The organism is Micromonospora sp. NPDC005172, assembly GCF_040608555.1.
Taxonomy (GTDB): Bacteria; Actinomycetota; Actinomycetes; order Mycobacteriales; family Micromonosporaceae; genus Micromonospora.
This window is the reverse complement of the sequence record NZ_JBEXIL010000022.1, coordinates 1-15,379: the sequence shown is the minus strand read 5'-3', so window position 1 is coordinate 15,379 and position 15,379 is coordinate 1. Positions and strand designations below refer to the sequence as shown.

General features: G+C 70.4%; 17 protein-coding genes. 6 read left to right on the top strand and 11 right to left on the bottom strand.

The genetic code is table 11. The features are described 5' to 3' along the window. Window positions 1–46 precede the first annotated feature (46 nt). Window positions 47–532, bottom strand: a complete 486-nt coding sequence (locus tag ABZV06_RS17105; protein WP_355239983.1) for a DUF2231 domain-containing protein — start codon at window positions 530–532, stop codon at window positions 47–49. 71 nt (window positions 533–603) lie between these two features. After that, window positions 604–1,617, bottom strand: coding sequence for an SEC-C metal-binding domain-containing protein (locus ABZV06_RS17100; protein WP_355622416.1), 1,014 nt, complete (start codon window positions 1,615–1,617; stop codon window positions 604–606). A 117-nt stretch (window positions 1,618–1,734) separates the two neighbouring features. On the opposite strand from ABZV06_RS17100, the gene ABZV06_RS17095 reads away from it, so the two are divergent. Beyond that, window positions 1,735–3,804: a phosphocholine-specific phospholipase C gene (locus ABZV06_RS17095; RefSeq protein WP_355622413.1), complete on the top strand. Its 2,070-nt coding sequence runs from the start codon at window positions 1,735–1,737 to the stop codon at window positions 3,802–3,804. A 124-nt stretch (window positions 3,805–3,928) separates the two neighbouring features. On the opposite strand, the gene ABZV06_RS17090 is transcribed toward ABZV06_RS17095, so the two are convergent. From ABZV06_RS17090 to ABZV06_RS17075, 4 genes are all read right to left on the bottom strand, one after another. Beyond that, on the bottom strand, window positions 3,929–4,765 hold the full coding sequence (locus ABZV06_RS17090) for an aldo/keto reductase (RefSeq protein WP_355622410.1): 837 nt from the start codon (window positions 4,763–4,765) through the stop codon (window positions 3,929–3,931). A 45-nt stretch (window positions 4,766–4,810) separates the two neighbouring features. Further along, window positions 4,811–5,305: a hypothetical protein gene (locus tag ABZV06_RS17085; RefSeq protein WP_355240295.1), complete on the bottom strand. Its 495-nt coding sequence runs from the start codon at window positions 5,303–5,305 to the stop codon at window positions 4,811–4,813. 73 nt (window positions 5,306–5,378) lie between these two features. After that, entirely contained in the window at window positions 5,379–7,178 is a 1,800-nt protein-coding gene (locus tag ABZV06_RS17080; RefSeq protein WP_355622407.1) for a glycoside hydrolase family 15 protein, read from the bottom strand. Between the two features lie 27 nt (window positions 7,179–7,205). After that, the gene (locus tag ABZV06_RS17075; RefSeq protein ID WP_355622402.1) at window positions 7,206–7,661 is read right to left on the bottom strand and encodes a hypothetical protein; all 456 of its coding nucleotides are present in this window, start codon (window positions 7,659–7,661) and stop codon (window positions 7,206–7,208) included. 313 nt (window positions 7,662–7,974) lie between these two features. Between ABZV06_RS17075 and ABZV06_RS17070 the strand changes: the two genes are divergently transcribed. From ABZV06_RS17070 to ABZV06_RS17050, 5 genes are all read left to right on the top strand, one after another. Continuing rightward, a complete protein-coding gene (locus ABZV06_RS17070) occupies window positions 7,975–8,397 on the top strand; it encodes a YbaB/EbfC family nucleoid-associated protein (protein ID WP_355239968.1) in 423 nt (140 codons plus the stop codon). After that, window positions 8,394–8,705, top strand: coding sequence for a hypothetical protein (locus ABZV06_RS17065; protein WP_355239965.1), 312 nt, complete (start codon window positions 8,394–8,396; stop codon window positions 8,703–8,705). Before ABZV06_RS17070 ends, ABZV06_RS17065 begins: the two co-directional genes overlap by 4 nt. 6 nt (window positions 8,706–8,711) lie before the next feature. Next, on the top strand, window positions 8,712–9,200 hold the full coding sequence (locus tag ABZV06_RS17060) for a hypothetical protein (RefSeq protein ID WP_355239962.1): 489 nt from the start codon (window positions 8,712–8,714) through the stop codon (window positions 9,198–9,200). Window positions 9,201–9,264: 64 nt separating this feature from the next. After that, window positions 9,265–9,750 carry a hypothetical protein gene (locus tag ABZV06_RS17055; protein ID WP_355622399.1) on the top strand — a complete coding sequence of 162 codons (486 nt, stop codon included), beginning with the start codon at window positions 9,265–9,267 and terminating at the stop codon, window positions 9,748–9,750. Then, window positions 9,751–10,221, top strand: a complete 471-nt coding sequence (locus ABZV06_RS17050) for a hypothetical protein (protein WP_355239957.1) — start codon at window positions 9,751–9,753, stop codon at window positions 10,219–10,221. A 51-nt stretch (window positions 10,222–10,272) separates the two neighbouring features. Here the strand turns inward: ABZV06_RS17050 and ABZV06_RS17045 are convergent, their stop codons facing one another. The 5 genes from ABZV06_RS17045 to ABZV06_RS17025 form a co-directional block, all read right to left on the bottom strand. Continuing rightward, window positions 10,273–11,880 carry a hypothetical protein gene (locus tag ABZV06_RS17045; RefSeq protein WP_355622397.1) on the bottom strand — a complete coding sequence of 536 codons (1,608 nt, stop codon included), beginning with the start codon at window positions 11,878–11,880 and terminating at the stop codon, window positions 10,273–10,275. A gap of 120 nt (window positions 11,881–12,000) precedes the next feature. Beyond that, window positions 12,001–12,393: a hypothetical protein gene (locus ABZV06_RS17040; protein ID WP_355239951.1), complete on the bottom strand. Its 393-nt coding sequence runs from the start codon at window positions 12,391–12,393 to the stop codon at window positions 12,001–12,003. After that, window positions 12,390–13,172, bottom strand: a complete 783-nt coding sequence (locus ABZV06_RS17035) for an AAA family ATPase (RefSeq protein ID WP_355622394.1) — start codon at window positions 13,170–13,172, stop codon at window positions 12,390–12,392. The genes ABZV06_RS17040 and ABZV06_RS17035 overlap by 4 nt, the downstream gene beginning before the upstream one ends. Beyond that, window positions 13,072–14,874: an ATP-binding protein gene (locus tag ABZV06_RS17030; RefSeq protein WP_355622391.1), complete on the bottom strand. Its 1,803-nt coding sequence runs from the start codon at window positions 14,872–14,874 to the stop codon at window positions 13,072–13,074. Before ABZV06_RS17030 ends, ABZV06_RS17035 begins: the two co-directional genes overlap by 101 nt. Window positions 14,875–15,004: 130 nt before the next feature. Further along, on the bottom strand, window positions 15,005–15,379 hold a 375-nt coding region (locus ABZV06_RS17025), incomplete at its 5' end, for a DUF6119 family protein (protein ID WP_355622388.1).

The following is a 15,379-nucleotide window of genomic DNA, read 5'->3' as shown; positions in this document are numbered from 1 at the left end:
GCGGGGGCGCGGCCCGACTCCGGTCGGACCGCGCCCCCGCTGCACGTCACTGACCTTCCCAGACGACCTTCGCGCCCGAGTCGCCGGTCCGGACCACGTAGTACACGGCGACGGCGGCGGCCACCACCGTCAGCACCTGCAACGCCACGGTCACCGCCCGACTGGCGGGTACGCCCTCGGTGGCGCGCGGCGGGACGAAGCGGACCAGGGCCAGCGCCACGACACCCAGCGCGATCGCCGCGTACAGGGTCATGTCGCCGAAGTCCTGGTGCGCCTCCAGCTTGGGGACGAACTCCGGCGTGACCCGGTTCGCCGAGCGCAACCGCTCGAAGAAGGCGTCCCCGGTGAGCTTCGCCAGCAGCGCGCAGATCGGCGCGCCCACCGCGAGCAGACCCAGCACCCAGCGCGTGTGCGGGCGGATCGGCGCGACGAGCGCGTACGCGATCGCCAGCAGCGCCAGCAGCGGCACGAACACGACCGCGGCGTGCAGCACGAGCGGATGGGCGGGGATGCCCTGGAACTCTTCGAACATTCGGCGACTCCTCCGGCCATGGCGGATCTCGGTGATCCAGGCATGGAGGCTATCGGTAGCGGAGTCGCCGCTCAGCTTCGCGACCGTGGCAGGCAGTCTTTCTTGTACTTCAGGCCCGATCCGCACCAGCACGCGTCGTTGCGTTCCGGCGGCCAGGGCACCCGGGCGGCGGGCCGCGCCGACACCTCGGCCGCGTAGCCGGCCCGGATCGCGGCGTCGGTCGGGTCGCCGTCGCGCCCACGGGCGAACGCGTCCAGGCCGGCCACGGTCGCCCGGAACACGCCCAGACCGGTTCGGCCGGCGCCGGTCAGCCGTACCAGCTCCTTCTCCAGCCGCGCCCGGTGCGCGTCCCAGTCCGGCCCGTACACGTCGATCAGCTCGGGATGCGCGGCGAGCAGACGGTCGAACTCGTCCCGGGGCCAGAGCAGCAGATCCGACGTGCCGCCCTGGCGTTCCGAGGCCTGGCGGACGAGTTGGTTCTCCAGCCGGTCGGCCAGGTCGTCCTGCCGGTCGTGTGGCAGGTTGAGGTTCCGTCGTATCCGGTGGCGCTGTTGCAGCAGGAGGAACAGCACGCCGGGCGCGTCTGGCGGACCGACCTCCGGATCGGCGGTGGTGTCGCGCTCGCCGAGCAGCGTGTCGACGGCCTCGCTGAGCCACGTCTCGGCGGTCGCCGACCGACCGGCGGCGTCCAGCGCCGCGCTCAGGTACGCGGGCACGTCGGGCTGCGTGAGCAGCAGCGGACGCAGCGCGGTCAGCTCCGCCATCGCCTCGTCGTCACGGCCGCCGGCCTGGAACATGACCCGGGCCCGCAGCGCGCGGGCAACACCCGCGCGGGGATCGTCCGCCGAGGGGTACGCCGCCAGCGCCTGGTCCGCGTACCGCAGGGCGGCCTCGGTCCTGGCCCTGATCCGGGCGATCTCGGCGGCCAGGGTCAGCGCGTCACCGGCGTCGTCCGGGTCTTCCAACCGGCCCTGCTCGACCGCCTCGGCGAGGTCGGCCGCGACACCGAGCGGGTCGGCCGTCCCGAGGGCCGTGCGGCGTAGTTCGGCGAGGTCAGCCTTGGTGAGTACGTCTCTCGTCGGCACGATCTCACGGTACGTCGGAGGGCTCCCGTCCGGCCCAATTATGGTCATCTGCCGTCAACCCGCCCTCGATAGCGTCCGGTCGCCAGTTTCTCGACCAGAGCACACAAAGGCGGAGTTATGGGCACGGTGGATCGGCGTACGTTCCTCAAGGCGATGGGGGTTCCCGCGATCGGCGCGGCGCTCCCGCTGGACCTCAGCAAGGCGCTCGCCATCCCGGCGAACAACCGGACCGGCTCGATCAACGACGTCGAGCACGTGATCATCCTGATGCAGGAGAACCGCTCCTTCGACCACTACTTCGGCACGATGCGCGGCGTACGCGGTTTCGGTGACCCCCATCCGGCGACACTGCCGTCGGGTAGGGACGTGTGGCACCAGCCCGACGGCGCCGACGAGCTGCTGCCGTTCCGTCCCGAGGTGAAGGACCTTGGCCAGACCTTCCTGCCGGACCCTCCGCACGGCTGGAACGACGGGCACGCCGCCTGGAACGACGGCCGCTTCGACGGGTGGGTGCCGAACAAGGGCGTCACGTCGATGACGTACCACACCCGGCAGGACCTGCCCTACCACTACGCGCTGGCCGACGCGTTCACCGTCTGCGACAGCTACCACTGCTCGCTCATGGGGCCGACCGACCCGAACCGCTACCACATGTGGAGCGGCTGGGTCGGCAACGACGGCAAGGGCGGCGGCCCGGTCATCACCAACGCCGAGGCCGGCTACGACTGGTCGACGTACCCGGAGCGGCTGGAGCGCAACGGCATCTCCTGGAAGATCTACCAGGACGTCGGCACCGGCCTGAACGCCGCCGGCTCCTGGGGTTGGACGAACGACCCGTACATCGGCAACTACGGCGACAACTCGCTGCTCTACTTCCACCAGTACCAGAACGCGCAGCCCGGCTCCCCGCTGGCGGACCGGGCCAAGACCGGCACCGAGATCCGCACCCAGGGCAGCGACCCGAAGGCGCTGCTGGCCGACTTCCGGGCCGACGTCGAGGCGGGACGCCTGCCGCAGGTCTCCTGGATCACCGCGCCGGAGGCGTACACCGAGCACCCGAACTGGGAGCCGGCCTACGGCTCCTGGTACATCTCGCAGGTCATCGACATCCTCGCCGCGAACCCCGAGGTGTGGAGCAAGATGGCGCTGTTCATCACGTACGACGAGGAGGGCGGCTTCTTCGACCACGTGGTCCCGCCGACGCCGCCACAGACGCGCGAGCACGGGCAGTCGACCGTGCCGACCACCAACGAGATCTTCCCCGGCGACGCGGACCACCCGGCCGGCCCGTACGGCCTCGGCATCCGCGTACCCATGATCATCGTCTCGCCGTGGACCCGCGGCGGCTACGTCAACTCGCAGGTCTTCGACCACACCTCGCTGATCAAGTTCCTCGAGACGCGGTTCGGGCACGGCCGGCCGGACCTGATCGAGAAGAACATCACCCCCTGGCGGCGCGCCGTCGTCGGTGACCTGACCACGGCCTTCGACTTCCGGCACCCGAACCGGTCGCACGACGTCAAGCTGCCGGACACCGACGACTTCAAGCCCGCCGACCTGGTCCGGCACCCCGACGAGGTGCCCGTGCCGCCGGTCGATCAACGGCTGCCGAAGCAGGAGCGCGGCCTACGCCCGGCGCGGGCGATCCCGTACGCCCTGCACGCCGACGGACGGCGGGGCGACGGGGAGTTCCGGATGGAGTTCCGCAACACCGGCGGGGCCACCGCGGTCCTCCAGGTCCGTGAGGGCGGCAGCACGGCCGCGCCGCGCAGCTACACCGTCGAGCCGGGCAAGCGCCTGGCCGACACCTGGAAAACCTCCTCCGGGTACGACCTGTCGGTGCACGGGCCCAACGGCTTCTTCCGGCGGTTCGCCGGCGGCCGGTCGGATCTCGACATCACGCCCTCCCTCGACGAGCGGGGCGACAAGATGGGGCTCGCGCTGACCAACCGTGGGCCGAAGCGCGTCGAGGTGACCGTCCGGGACGGGTACCACTCCCGGCCCGTCACGCTGTCGCTGCGCCCCGGTCGCACCGAGCGCGCCACCTGGCCGCTGGCCCGCACCCACGGCTGGTACGACCTGACGGTCGCCGTCGCGGGTGACGCCGACTTCGCGTACCGCTGCGCCGGCCACGTCGAGAACGGCAAGGACAGCATCAGCGACCCGACCCTCGGCGGCCTGGCCTGAACCCCTGACCCCCGACCCCCGCCCCTGACCCCGCCGATCTTGCACTTTCGGTTGTCGATTTGGGCGGTGACGCCTCAGATGTCGCCACCGAAAGTGCAAGATCGGCGCAGGGGGGGTGGGTCGGTCAGAACTCCTCGTACACCGCGGGGTCTTGATCTGACAGCCGCCCGGCCGGGCGGCCCAGCGCCGTGATGGCCTCGACCTGCGCGTCGGTGAGCGCGAGGTCGAAGACGGCCAGGTTCTCGACCTGCCGCTGCGGCGACGCGGCCTTGGGCAGCGGGATCACCTGGCGGGCCACGTGCCAGGCCAGGATCGCCTGGGCGGTGCTGACGCCGTGCGCGGCCGCGATCTCGGCGATCACCGGGTGCTGTCGCAGGTCGTTGCCGTGGCCGAGCGGGCTCCACCCCTGCACCAGGATGCCGTGCTCCCGGTGGTAGTCCAGCGCCTCCTGCTGCGGGAAGTACGGGTGCACCTCGATCTGGTTGACCACCGGGGCGACCCCGGTCTCGGCGACCAGCCGGTCGATGTGCTCGGGCAGGAAGTTGGAAAGCCCGATGTGCCGCACCAGACCCCGCTCGCGCGCCTCGATCAACGCCCGCCACGCCTGCACATACCTGTCGACCTTGGGGTTCGGCCAGTGGATCAGGTACAGGTCGATCCGGTCGAGGCCGGTGCGGAAGACACTCTCCTCGATGGTGGTCAGCGCCTCGTCGTAGTCGTGGTGCCGCCCCGGCAGCTTCGAGGTGACGACCAGTTCGTCGCGCACGTCGGCGGCCGCCCGGGCCGCCCGTCCCACCGCGCCCTCGTTCTCGTAGTTGACCGCCGAGTCGAGCAACCGGTAGCCCGCCCGGATCGCGTGCCCGATCGCCTCGGCCCCCGCCGAACCGTTGAGCTGGTACGTGCCGAGTCCGATCGCCGGCAGGGCGGTGCCGTCGGCAGCGGTCAGGTGCGGGATGGTCATGATCGGGACCCTACCCGCACGATCGGCGCGTCATCGTCGGCTGGGTCAACTGTCGATGACCCGTAGGAAGACCGTGCCGCTGCCGGCATCGAGGTAGACGGTGCCGTTGTACTGTGCCGTCCGCACGTCCTCGGCGTACTTCTCACTGACCTGCCACGTGCCACCGGTGGGCAGGAACGGACGCAGCTCGGCGCTCAGCGACACTTCCCAACCGGGTGGCGCGGGCTGCCACTCGTAGCCCTTGAGGATCGTGGCGATGGTGTCGGGTCGCAGCACGACCAGTGCCTCGATCTGTGTGTCGGTCGGGCCCGGTACGGAGACCCGGCTCTCGCCCCCGGCCGTTGCCGCCTGCCAGTGGGCTTCGACGAAGTCGCCGAGGCGCGGGAACCGTTTCGCGATCGGGTCTCTGTCGGTCTGGACCGGTGTCGGGCTCGCGCTGACGGTCCGATCTGGCGGCTCGTCGGTGCGGCCGTTGTCGGAGCACCCAGCGATCGTGACGACGAGCATCGTCGCCACCAGCCCGGCGCGAAGGTCAACCATCACGGTGCGCTCCTTGTCGAACCTCATGCAGTAGAAAGCGGTTCGATGCCCCAACCGGTTGCCTCTGGTCCGTTCAAAATGCTGAAGACACCATGGGGGCGTCGCGGATGGCGAGCGCGGCCTGGACGAGCGCGGCGTGGGTCAGTGTCTGGGGAAAGTTGCCGAGGTGGGCGCCCGTCGCCGGGTCCACCTCTTCGGCGTACAGGCCGAGGGGACTCGCGTGGTCGACCATGGCCTGGAACAGCTCGACGGCCTCGCGGCGACGCCCGGTGCGGGCAAGGGCCTGAACGAGCCAGAACGAGCAGGGCAGGAACGCGCCCTCGGCGCCGGGGAGGCCGTCACGCCCCGGCGGGTAGCGGTAGAGCAGTGGACCCCCGGCGGACAGCCGGTCCCGGATGGCGTCGATGGTGCCGCGTACCCGGGGTGACTCGGCCGGGTCCAGGCCGAGCAGCGGTAGGACGAGCAGCGCCGCGTCGAGGTCCGGGGAGCCGTAGGTGCGCACGTAGCTACCCGTCGTCGGGTCGAAGCCACGCGTCCGGACCTCGGCGGCGATGGCATCCCGGGATCGCTGCCAGCGTCGACGTTGACGGTCCGGCAGGGGGTGTGTGTCGGCAATGGCCAGAGCGCGGTCCAAGGCGAGCCAGCCCATCAGCTTGGAGTGGACGTGCTGGGCGGGTTCCCGCACCTCCCAGATGCCGGCGTCGGGCTCCGGCCAACACCGGGCGACCACGTCGGCGAACCCGCGTACCGCCCGCCACGTCTCGGTGTACAGGCGGTGTCCGGTCTGGGCGAACGCCCAGGCGGCGTCGATCACCCAGCCGTAGCCGTCGAGCTGGTGCTGGCCGGCGGCGGCGTTGCCCAGGCGTACCGGACGGCTGTCGAGGTAGCCGGGCCAACCGGGAAGTTCCCGTTCCGCCGGTACGTGCCGGCCATGCAGGGTGAGCAGCGCCGGCAGGCGCGGCCGTTGCAGCCGGCTGGCGTGCAGCAGCCAGGCGAGGAAGCCCTGGGCCTCGTCGGCCTTGCCGACGCTGAGGAAGGCGCTGATGCCGATGCTGGCGTCGCGGGGCCAGACGTAGCGGTAGTCCCAGTTACGTTCACCGCCGGGCTCCTCGGGCAGCGACGGGGTCGGCGCGGCCACCGGCGCTCCCGAGGGTGAGTAGGTGAGCAGCCGCATCGTGAGCAGGCTTCGTGCGACGTGCTCCCGGAACGGCACCCGCTCGTCGATCTCCGCGGTCCAGGCGCGCCAGCGGGCCTCGTCCTCGACGAGCAGGTCCCAGGCGGCCGTGGGCTCGACGTGGATCACCGGTTCGCGGTAGGCCACGGCCAGGACGAGGGTGACCGGACGACCTGGCCGGACCGTGACCGGCGTGGGTCGGCCCGGTTCGATCCTCAATGCGGGCGTGCTGTCCAGCGCAACCGCCAGTGCACCCCACTCACACACCAGGGTCTGCCGCCGGTGCTGGACCCGTGGCCTGCGGTGCCGTGCGCCCAGGCGGGGATCGAACTGCACCACGGCCTCGACCGCTGCCTGCTCGGCCGACAACCGTCGCACGATCAGTGTCGTGGGGAGCAGACACCCGCTGACCTCGGCCACCATCGCCTCGGTGAGGCGGAGCCGGCCGTCACCCACCGCCCACGTCGTCTCCAAGGTGGCGGTGTGCTGCCGGTACCGCCGTTCGACGACCGTGGCTGGCCCGGCCGGGCCGACCCGGAACGTCCCCGCGTCCGGGCCCCCGACCAGCCGGCCGAACAGTGGCTCACCGTCGAATCGCGGTACGCAGAGCCAGTCCATCGCGCCGTCGCTCGCGACCAGGGCGGCGGTACGCGTGTCGCCCAGCAGCCCGTAGTCGCTGATCGGTCGCTCACCAGTCACGGCGACCGCTCCTCGACGAGCGGCGGGTCACCTGGCTTGCAGTAGCAGTCCGAGAGCGACCCCGTAGACGACGTGGACGACAACCGTGACCAGGGGAGTCTGGACACCGTAGTTGAGGGCGAACAGCCCGGGCGGCTCCAACACCGCCGTGCTGGCCGGTCCCGCCCGCTGCGACGCCATGCGGGGGTGGACACCAGGAAGCAGCGGCAGGAGCACCGTCAGGGCGATCCCGACGTGCACGATCCCGAGCAGCGCTCCGATCCACCAGGTGGCGCGGTACAACAGGGCGAACGTGCCCGCGTACCCGAGGGCGAACCCCTGACCGACGCACAGGTGCAGGAAGAACCCGACGACCCGGGCCCGGTCGGGATCGGCGGTGACGAAGGTCCCGAGCACCAGGGGCAGGTCGAGCCGGGTGAGGCCGGCAAGCTGAGCGGTGATCATCGCCGCGGTGAGCAGCGCGGTGGCGACCAACCCGAACAAACGCCCATCCGGCCCAGTCCATCTCAGCAGTCGTCGACGCCGCAGGCGTGCTCGATCATCGGTCCACCCTCCGGCTGAGCAGCGCGTATCCCACGGCCGGACGCCCACCCGGTGAGCGTCCGGTTTATCACCATAAGCCACCGGGGCCGTCGCGCTGACCTGCTCGCTCAGACTCTTGACGAGTTCGCCCCTGGGCCAGTAGCCAGGTCCTGCCACTGTCGTAGCCAGGGATGTCCACGTCAGGGGTACGGATCCCGCCGGCCCTCGCGCGCCACTGACGCTTCGTGCTGAGCTGATATCTTCCCGTGTTGTGGTGAGCGAACGCGAACTGTCTTCCATGGACGATGTGCTGACCGAGACACGCCGCGCGTTGGAGGCAGTGCGAAGCGGCCCGGAAACCACCACCGAGGACTCTCGGGAGGTCGCTGTCGGCCACGGCAGCGCCGCCGACGGGCTGGTCAGCGCCAGCGTCGCTGGCGATAGGCTCGACTCGCTCACGATCGATCCGCGACTGATGCGGACGCCCTCGGCGGAGCTGGCCGAGCATGTGATGGCCGCCGTCAACGAAGCGTTCGACGTCCTGCGAGAAGGCCAGCCCGCCGTCGGGCAGCCCGTCGACGTCGACGCCTTGGCGGGGAGCCTGCACGAGGTGCAGGACCGGTCGATCCGACAGATGGCCCAGATGAACCAGGCACTGCAGGACGTCGTGGCGCTGCTACGTGAGCCGCGTCGATGAGGCCGCTTGACGTCGATCCGGATCGCCTGCGGGAGGTCGGGGAGGCGGTGCGGACGGCGGCAGGCCAGCTTGGCGAACGGTGGCAGCAACTGCGGACGACGGCCGACGGAATGGGGGACATCTTCGGCACGGATGATGTCGGCGGCCTGATTGGCGTGTCCTACCAAGCCGCCAGCGGAGTCGCGGAGCGTTCGGTCACCTCGGTCCTCAACGCTCTGACCGGCTTCGGCGATGGCCTGATCCTGATGGGGAATGCCTACGACCAGGTCGAGGAAGACAACCGCGACCTTTTTCGTGCGTTCGGCTGACCCGCGATGGGGATCCAGATTCCGGGTGAGTTGTCTGGCCTGCTGAACGAACTCGGCTACGTCTGGCCGGAGAGCGATGAGGAACGACTCTTCGAGCTGGGCCAGGCGTGGATAGCGTTCGGAGCTGACGTCGACACCGTCTCGGCCGCTGCCAGTGAGGCCGCGGCGTTGCTCGGCGACAACCACGGGGAGGCGTTGGAAGCCTTCCGCGCTCAGTGGGCCCAGAGCGATTCGGCGTCCGAGGTTTTGCGGGGGATCGGTACGGGAGCGCGGGCAGTCGGAGCAGCGTTGTTGGTGTGTGCCATGGCGGTGCTCGCTCTGAAGATCAATGTGATCGTTCAGTTGACTCTGCTGGCCATCGCGATCGTCCAGGCCATCGCCGCGGCCGGGCCGACCCTGGGAGCCTCGTTGCTGGAGATACCCGTCTTCAAGAAGCTGATTGACATCGCTATCGACTTCCTGATCGGTCAAGCGCTGGAGATCGTCCTTGGGTAGGCGAGGCCGGAAGGCAGGAAGCGAGGCTGCCTCCGGCATCATCGCCAAGGCGGCCTCGGCATCGATGCGCGAAGCCAGGGAGGTCGGGCCGAAGGCCGCTGGCGACGCTACTGATGCGGCCCGAAGAGCTGTCCCCGGGCCCGCCGGGAAGATCTCTCTCAAGCCGCCTCATCCACGGCACAACCTCGACAGCATTCGACCCAAGAACCCCTCGAAGGAAGTCAACACGGTCGTCCTGCCCGGCACGGACGTCGCCAAGGACCTGGACGACATCGCAGCCGGTCGCGCCACCTGGGATCCAGATCGACAGCGTTACCAGGTCAACGGTCGTACCTACGCGGTCGAACCGAGCGGCACCGTCTTTCCCGAGGCGGGCCCCGGCCTGGCGCAGTTGAACCGCGCCGAGTACGGCGCCCTGAAGGAGTACATTGCCGCTGGCGGTGACATCGAGAAGGCAAGAGCCGCGATGGCCCGCAATCCGTTCCTCACCGAGGCCGCGCAGGAACGGGCGCTGGATGTTTTCCGCCATCACAAGAGCTACCGGGGGTAAGTGTTGCTCTACCAGATCCACTTCGAGAGGGAACTGCCTGCGGCCGCCCTTCGCCGCTTGCTCAGCGAGGAGTATGGAATCTCACCTGACGGCGTCTACGTCGGCCGGATCGTGGACCGGGAAGTCGACGACCCGAGGCCGGTCGCCATGTTGAATCCTCCCGACGACGATGAGGAATTTGGATGGATCCTGACCGGGGACACGGAACTCGCTGACGCTACCGGCCAGGGCGAGCGCGAGTTGGCGGCCGCTCTCGCCAAGACCTTCGGGGTGCGGGCGCTGGTCGACGACGGCAGCATCCATCCCGATCGGTGGCTGCTGGTCAGCACCGACGGCAGCAGTGGCCGGGTGGTCACCGACGAGGACGCTGCGGCCGACGGCGACCTACGGATCGTGCACGCCCTCGAATCGATCAGCGGCGAGCCGCAACTCGCCGTCGTACCGCCGCCGGACTGGGCCCGTGACTGGTGAAGGGCCGTGATGGTCGCCTCCGATGCGCCCTTCGACGGGGACGCCTTGCGGTCACGGCGTAATTGCCGGCCGGGTCGAGGACGCGGCGGTCAGCAGCGGATCGGTGCGTCGCTCGGCCTCGGGTAGGTTCATCGCCGTAGCCAGGAGGTTGGCAAGCCGGCGAGTGTCGTCCAACCCCTGCCCCTTGCCGGCCCAGTCGTCGAAGGTGAGCCGGATGTTTTCCTCGGTCGTGATGACATCCAGTACAGGGCCTCGCTTGTCACGTTCGCGGAACCGCACGTAGCGAAGGTCCGCGAGGGGGAATTCGCGCTCGATGATGCCCTGTTTGCGCACGGCGCCCTGTGCCGAGATGAAGAACCGTTCGGGTGTCACTCCGAGGTAGGCGTCGTCGCCGACGAGACGGTCGAGATTGACATCGGCGATGGCCAGCAGGGGTTGGTCGCCGGGCACTATCCAACGGAGGATTCGCAGCACCTCATCCGGCACCGCCTCGGGGAAGGCGGTGAGAGGTGGGTCCAGCGAAGCGGGTTGCGTGTAGACACGGTTGCGGAGAATCGCCACCCGCTCGGCCAGAGCCTCGGCCATGGCGACGGTGTCCCGGATGTTCTGACGCTTGGCGGTGAACGGCAGGCTCCGCTCGGCCGGGAGTTCGGCGATCAGACGGCACTGACGTTCAAGGTCGGTGAGGAGACCCGTGACCTCGTCCATGGCCTGGGTGTGATCGCGCTGGGTATCGGCGACCAACTCGGTCAGAAGCCGCTCGTTCTCGACGGCATGGGCCTCGTCGCGGCTGATGTGACTCGCTCGCAACACCTGAGAGCGATACCAGGACCACTCTGCCATCAGCATGCCGTGGGCGTCGGCGAGGATCTGCTCGACGTTCTTCTGGATGTGGGCACGGCGGCTCTGCCCGTCGGTGTCCAGCGCGTCGATGTGCCCGCGGACGAACGACCGGAAGAGCAGTCGTTGCTTGCGTAGGTCGGGGTCCCGGGTCGCGATGGCGGAGTAGATGTGGTCGTTGACGGTGCCGGCCGCCTGGGCCTCGCGCACGGCGCGCATCGTCGTCTCGTGCAGGCCGAGTAGCGTTGCCCACTGATCCTCATGGAGGGCACGAAGGACGTCACGAGTGAGTTCGACGTTCTCGTCGATACGACGTGAGATCGACGCCAGCTGCACCTGCAGCGCCAGCAGCGCGGCGGCCGGCCCGAGAGCCGAGAGTATGGAGGCGGTCTGTGCCCCCGTCACGGGCGCCCAGCGCACCGAGGCGGCGATCCTCCCCTTGCCCGTAACGAGCGACCCCAGGTTCCAACCGCCCGACGTCATCGGTCGCGCCATTTTGAGCGCCTGCAGCGTCTCGGGCGCCAGGCGCACCAGGCCGTGCGCGTTGACCGCGCTCTGCGCGCCCTGCGCCGCAAGATTGCCGAGGCCCGAGGCCAACGCCAGCTTGTCGGTCAGGCCCTTGTTCGCCTGAGTGCCCATCATCTCGAAGGGGATCACGTCGAAGCCGACCGGCGGCTGGTCCGCGAAGAGGACGGCCAACCCTGGCTCGATCTCGACCAGGCTGACTGTCGGTTCCGCGTCGGGGGAAGCGGTGGCGTCGGAAACGTCGTCAGCGGGCATGGATACCTTGTTCGCGGATCCATCGAACTCGGGCGGCATCGCACATCCTCCGTGATCGACAACAGCGGCATTACAGTACGTGTCTAGCTGCTCACGCCGACTCAACCGGAGCGGCACTTTCAAGCCCCGTAGTGTCCACAGACGAGTGACTGAACAGGTCTAGCCGCTCGGTTCAAGTCGGGCGAGGAGGGTGCTCACCTCGCTGTGTAGGCGACGCAACTCGGTCGCCGTGGGGGCCAACTCGTAGCAGTGGTGGTGCGTGGCGGCGGAGAGCGTCGTCCACGCGAACGCCACCCGGCGGGCGACCTCTGGGCCCGGACCGAGCCGGCCGCGCAGCATCAACTGCTTCGCGCGGCCCTGTCGGCAGGCCGCGACGGTCGGCTTTACCCGCCCCCAGTACGCGTCGACGCCACCTTCGAGGGCGAGTCGGATCAGGCAGGCGCAGGCCCGTGGCCACCAACCGGCGCTCAGGGCCGCAGCTCCGAGCAGACCGGCCCTACGCAGCAGTTCGTCGGCCGCCGCGAGGCAGCGCTGCGGCGATGGCGCGCTCACGACCGCGCCCCGGCGAGGAGACGGACGTCCGCGACCAGGCCGGGCAGGTCCGCCTGGTACGCGCCGTGCACCCCTTCCCGACACGCCTGGTACGCGTCGACGACCCGCCGCCCGTGTCGGCGGTGGAGCCAGCCGAGCACGTCACCGCCCTTCTCGGCGTCGTCGAACGCGGCCAGGGCGACGACGGTGGCCAGTCGACGCGACGCGCCCTCGATGGCCGACTCGATGTCGGCGTGCGGGACCCCGCGCGCTACCCGGGACCGCCAGACCGTCCGGTGGCAGGCGGCCTCCACCGCGGAGCGGCACAGCTCGGCCACCACCGGGCCGCGCACCTCGGCGGGGATCTCGTCGTTGCGCGACAGGGCGTGGGCGTCGTTCAGGTAGCGGGTCACCGGATCGGAGCCGGCCCGCAGCGTCACCACCGACCTCTCCGCCCGGATCACCTCGATGATCCGAGCCCGGCCCAGGTCGAGCCGGCTCACCGCGTCCGGCAGACGGCTGTCATGCGTGAACACGACCACCTGCCGCTGCTCGGCCAACTCCGCGAGCACCCGGGCCAGGCCGTCCACCTTCGACGGATCCATGCTCTGCACCGGGTCGTCGACCACGATGAACCGGAACGGGCTCTTCGGGGCACAGCTGCGCGGCAGGAACGTGGCCAACCCGAGCGCCTGCATCTCACCCTGACTCATCACGCCCAGCGCGGTCCCGTTGTCGGCGCCATCCACGCTGACCGGGAAGACCACCCGCCGCCGGTTGTTGATCCCCTCCAGCGTCATCGCACCCAACTCGACGTTGCTCTCCTGCCGTAGCTGAGCCCAGATCCGCTGCGAATGCCCGGCGAAGGGCGCGATCCGCTCGTTGCGGATCTCCATAGCCGCCCCCTTCAGCCACGCGCGCGCGGCCTTCAACCGGGCCAGGGTCGCCTCCCGCGCCGCGAGCCCGCCGCCGGCGGCCACCCACTCGCGCACGTCGGCCGCCGCAGCCCGCCAGCCGGTGCCGCGCTGCCGCAGGAACCCTTCGGCGTACGCGCGGGCCGCGTCCGCCGCCAACACCACAGCCGGGTACCGCGCGGCCATGTGGGTCGGCCAGCGCGGCAGGCTCCCCGGGTACGCGTCGAAGCGCCGCCACGGCGTCGCGCAACACGCCGACCGAGGACTCCGACCCCGGACCCTCGGGCACCGCCAGGTCGTCGATCAGGTGGTGCGCCTGCCGTAGCACGGCCGTCCGGCGGGTCATCGCCGTCTGGGCGGCGACGCTGCGCTGCCGCAGCTCGGTCACGGACTGCGCGGCGGCCGCACGCCATCCACCGTCAAGGGCGCCGGTGGCGCAGACCGGACACGGCCCGTCGCCCGCGTCCTCGTGCTGTTCGAGGGCGAGGCGGAGCAGTTCGGCGCTGCGCAACGCGGCCCGGGGCCGACCACCGTCGTACCGCGTCGCCTCGTCCGCCGCCTCCCGCAGCTGAGCGGCGAGCCGGGTCACCTCGTCGACCGGCGGCGGGTCGAGGTCGGCGAGTTCCCGGCCGAGCAGCACCTCCCGGTCGGTGGTCGCCTCGTCCGGCTCGTCGAGGACCGCCGCGACCGCGCCGAGGTCAACAGCTCCCCGGCCGCGCAGCAGTGCGGCGATCCGCTGGGCCCGCTCGTCGGTGATGTCGGCGAGCGCGTGGGCCAGGGCGGTGCGCTGTGCGCCTACCTCCTTGATGGTGGTGTCGTGCGGCCGGGCGGCGCATAGCAGACGCTGATCCGCGTCGGTGAGCGCGTCGAGCCCGAGGATCGCGAAGAGCGCGTCGAAGAGCTGGCTCTGCGTGCCGGAGGCGAGCTTGCCCAGTTCGGCCGCCGTGAGGAACGGCCGGTACAGCTCCAGCGGGCGGCCCAGCCCCAGCTCGTCGAGGCCCCCGTGCCGCCCGTGCGCGCTCGTGACCGTCACCTCGGCGTCGGTCAGACCCGCGTCGACCGGCCAGGCGCGGTGCACCCGGGTCGGCGTCGCCACCCCGTCGACCCGCAACTCCACGTCGACCCAGCACGGGTCCGGGTTGTGCAGGTTGCGCCACCCCGTACGCCAGACGCTCGTCTTGTCGGCCCACCGCGCGCTGTCACCGGTCAGGGCGAGCTCGACGGCCTCGGCGAAGCTGGACTTGCCGGATTCGTTACGGCCGACGACCAGCGTGAGGCCCGGACCGGGGTCGACCTGGAGGGTCCGCTCCGGGCCGACGCCGCGAAAGCCGGCGACGGTCACCGACTTCAACCAGATGTGCTCCGCCGAGTCGCCGCCGGTGGGGGAGCGGGGGTCGAGCCGGACCGGAGCGCCGGCGAGCGCGGCGTCCAGCTCCTCCTCGCTGGTGAGCGCGGCGAGGACCAGCTCGGCGGTCTCGGTCGGTACGTCAGCGGCGGCCAGCCGCTCGAAGATCAGCTCGATCACCGGTGGGGTGGTGCGGCTCGGCAGCGCCGACGTGCCGGCGCAGGTCTGGCGGGGGACAGGCATGGTCAACTCCAAACGCGTGGTCGCGGCGGGGTGGCCGGGGACGGCCACCCTGCGAGATGTGCGGCGGAAAGGGTGAAGCGCGGAGCGAAGGTCCTGATCCGGGACCTGTGGAGCTGATGTCGTAGACGGATCAGGCCGACGGGATGCCGACGACCTCGACCTCGACGCCCTCGTTGCGCAGGGACTTCATCGCCCGGTAGAGCGCGACCTGGGCGAAGGTGAACAGCGAGTTCACCGTGAGCGGCTTACCGGAGCCGAGGGCGATCGCGTAGATCACCTTGCGGGGCTGGAAGGCCGGGTCGATGACCCGTCCGGACGGCTGTCGCTTGACCATCTTGACGAGCGCGGTGCGGGCGTCAGCCTCGTACCGCAGTGCGTCGACCGACACCGCGCCCTGCGCGAAGAGATGACTCAGAGGGCGTTTCACATTGCTGTCAGTCGGGTGTGTCGAAGGTGAGGCGTTGTTGGCGGGTGGCGGGTTCGCCTCGGGCGAGGCGGCGGAGCA

Coding starts and splice junctions, on each gene's coding strand:
- ABZV06_RS17105 (WP_355239983.1), bottom strand. CDS start 532: ATGTTCGAAGAGTTCCAGGGCATCCCCGCCCATCCGCTCGTGCTGCAC.
- ABZV06_RS17095 (WP_355622413.1), top strand. CDS start 1,735: ATGGGCACGGTGGATCGGCGTACGTTCCTCAAGGCGATGGGGGTTCCC.
- ABZV06_RS17090 (WP_355622410.1), bottom strand. CDS start 4,765: ATGACCATCCCGCACCTGACCGCTGCCGACGGCACCGCCCTGCCGGCG.
- ABZV06_RS17085 (WP_355240295.1), bottom strand. CDS start 5,305: ATGGTTGACCTTCGCGCCGGGCTGGTGGCGACGATGCTCGTCGTCACG.
- ABZV06_RS17065 (WP_355239965.1), top strand. CDS start 8,394: ATGAGGCCGCTTGACGTCGATCCGGATCGCCTGCGGGAGGTCGGGGAG.
- ABZV06_RS17060 (WP_355239962.1), top strand. CDS start 8,712: ATGGGGATCCAGATTCCGGGTGAGTTGTCTGGCCTGCTGAACGAACTC.
- ABZV06_RS17055 (WP_355622399.1), top strand. CDS start 9,265: ATGCGCGAAGCCAGGGAGGTCGGGCCGAAGGCCGCTGGCGACGCTACT.
- ABZV06_RS17045 (WP_355622397.1), bottom strand. CDS start 11,880: ATGCCGCCCGAGTTCGATGGATCCGCGAACAAGGTATCCATGCCCGCT.
- ABZV06_RS17035 (WP_355622394.1), bottom strand. CDS start 13,172: ATGACGCTGGAGGGGATCAACAACCGGCGGCGGGTGGTCTTCCCGGTC.
- ABZV06_RS17030 (WP_355622391.1), bottom strand. CDS start 14,874: ATGCCTGTCCCCCGCCAGACCTGCGCCGGCACGTCGGCGCTGCCGAGC.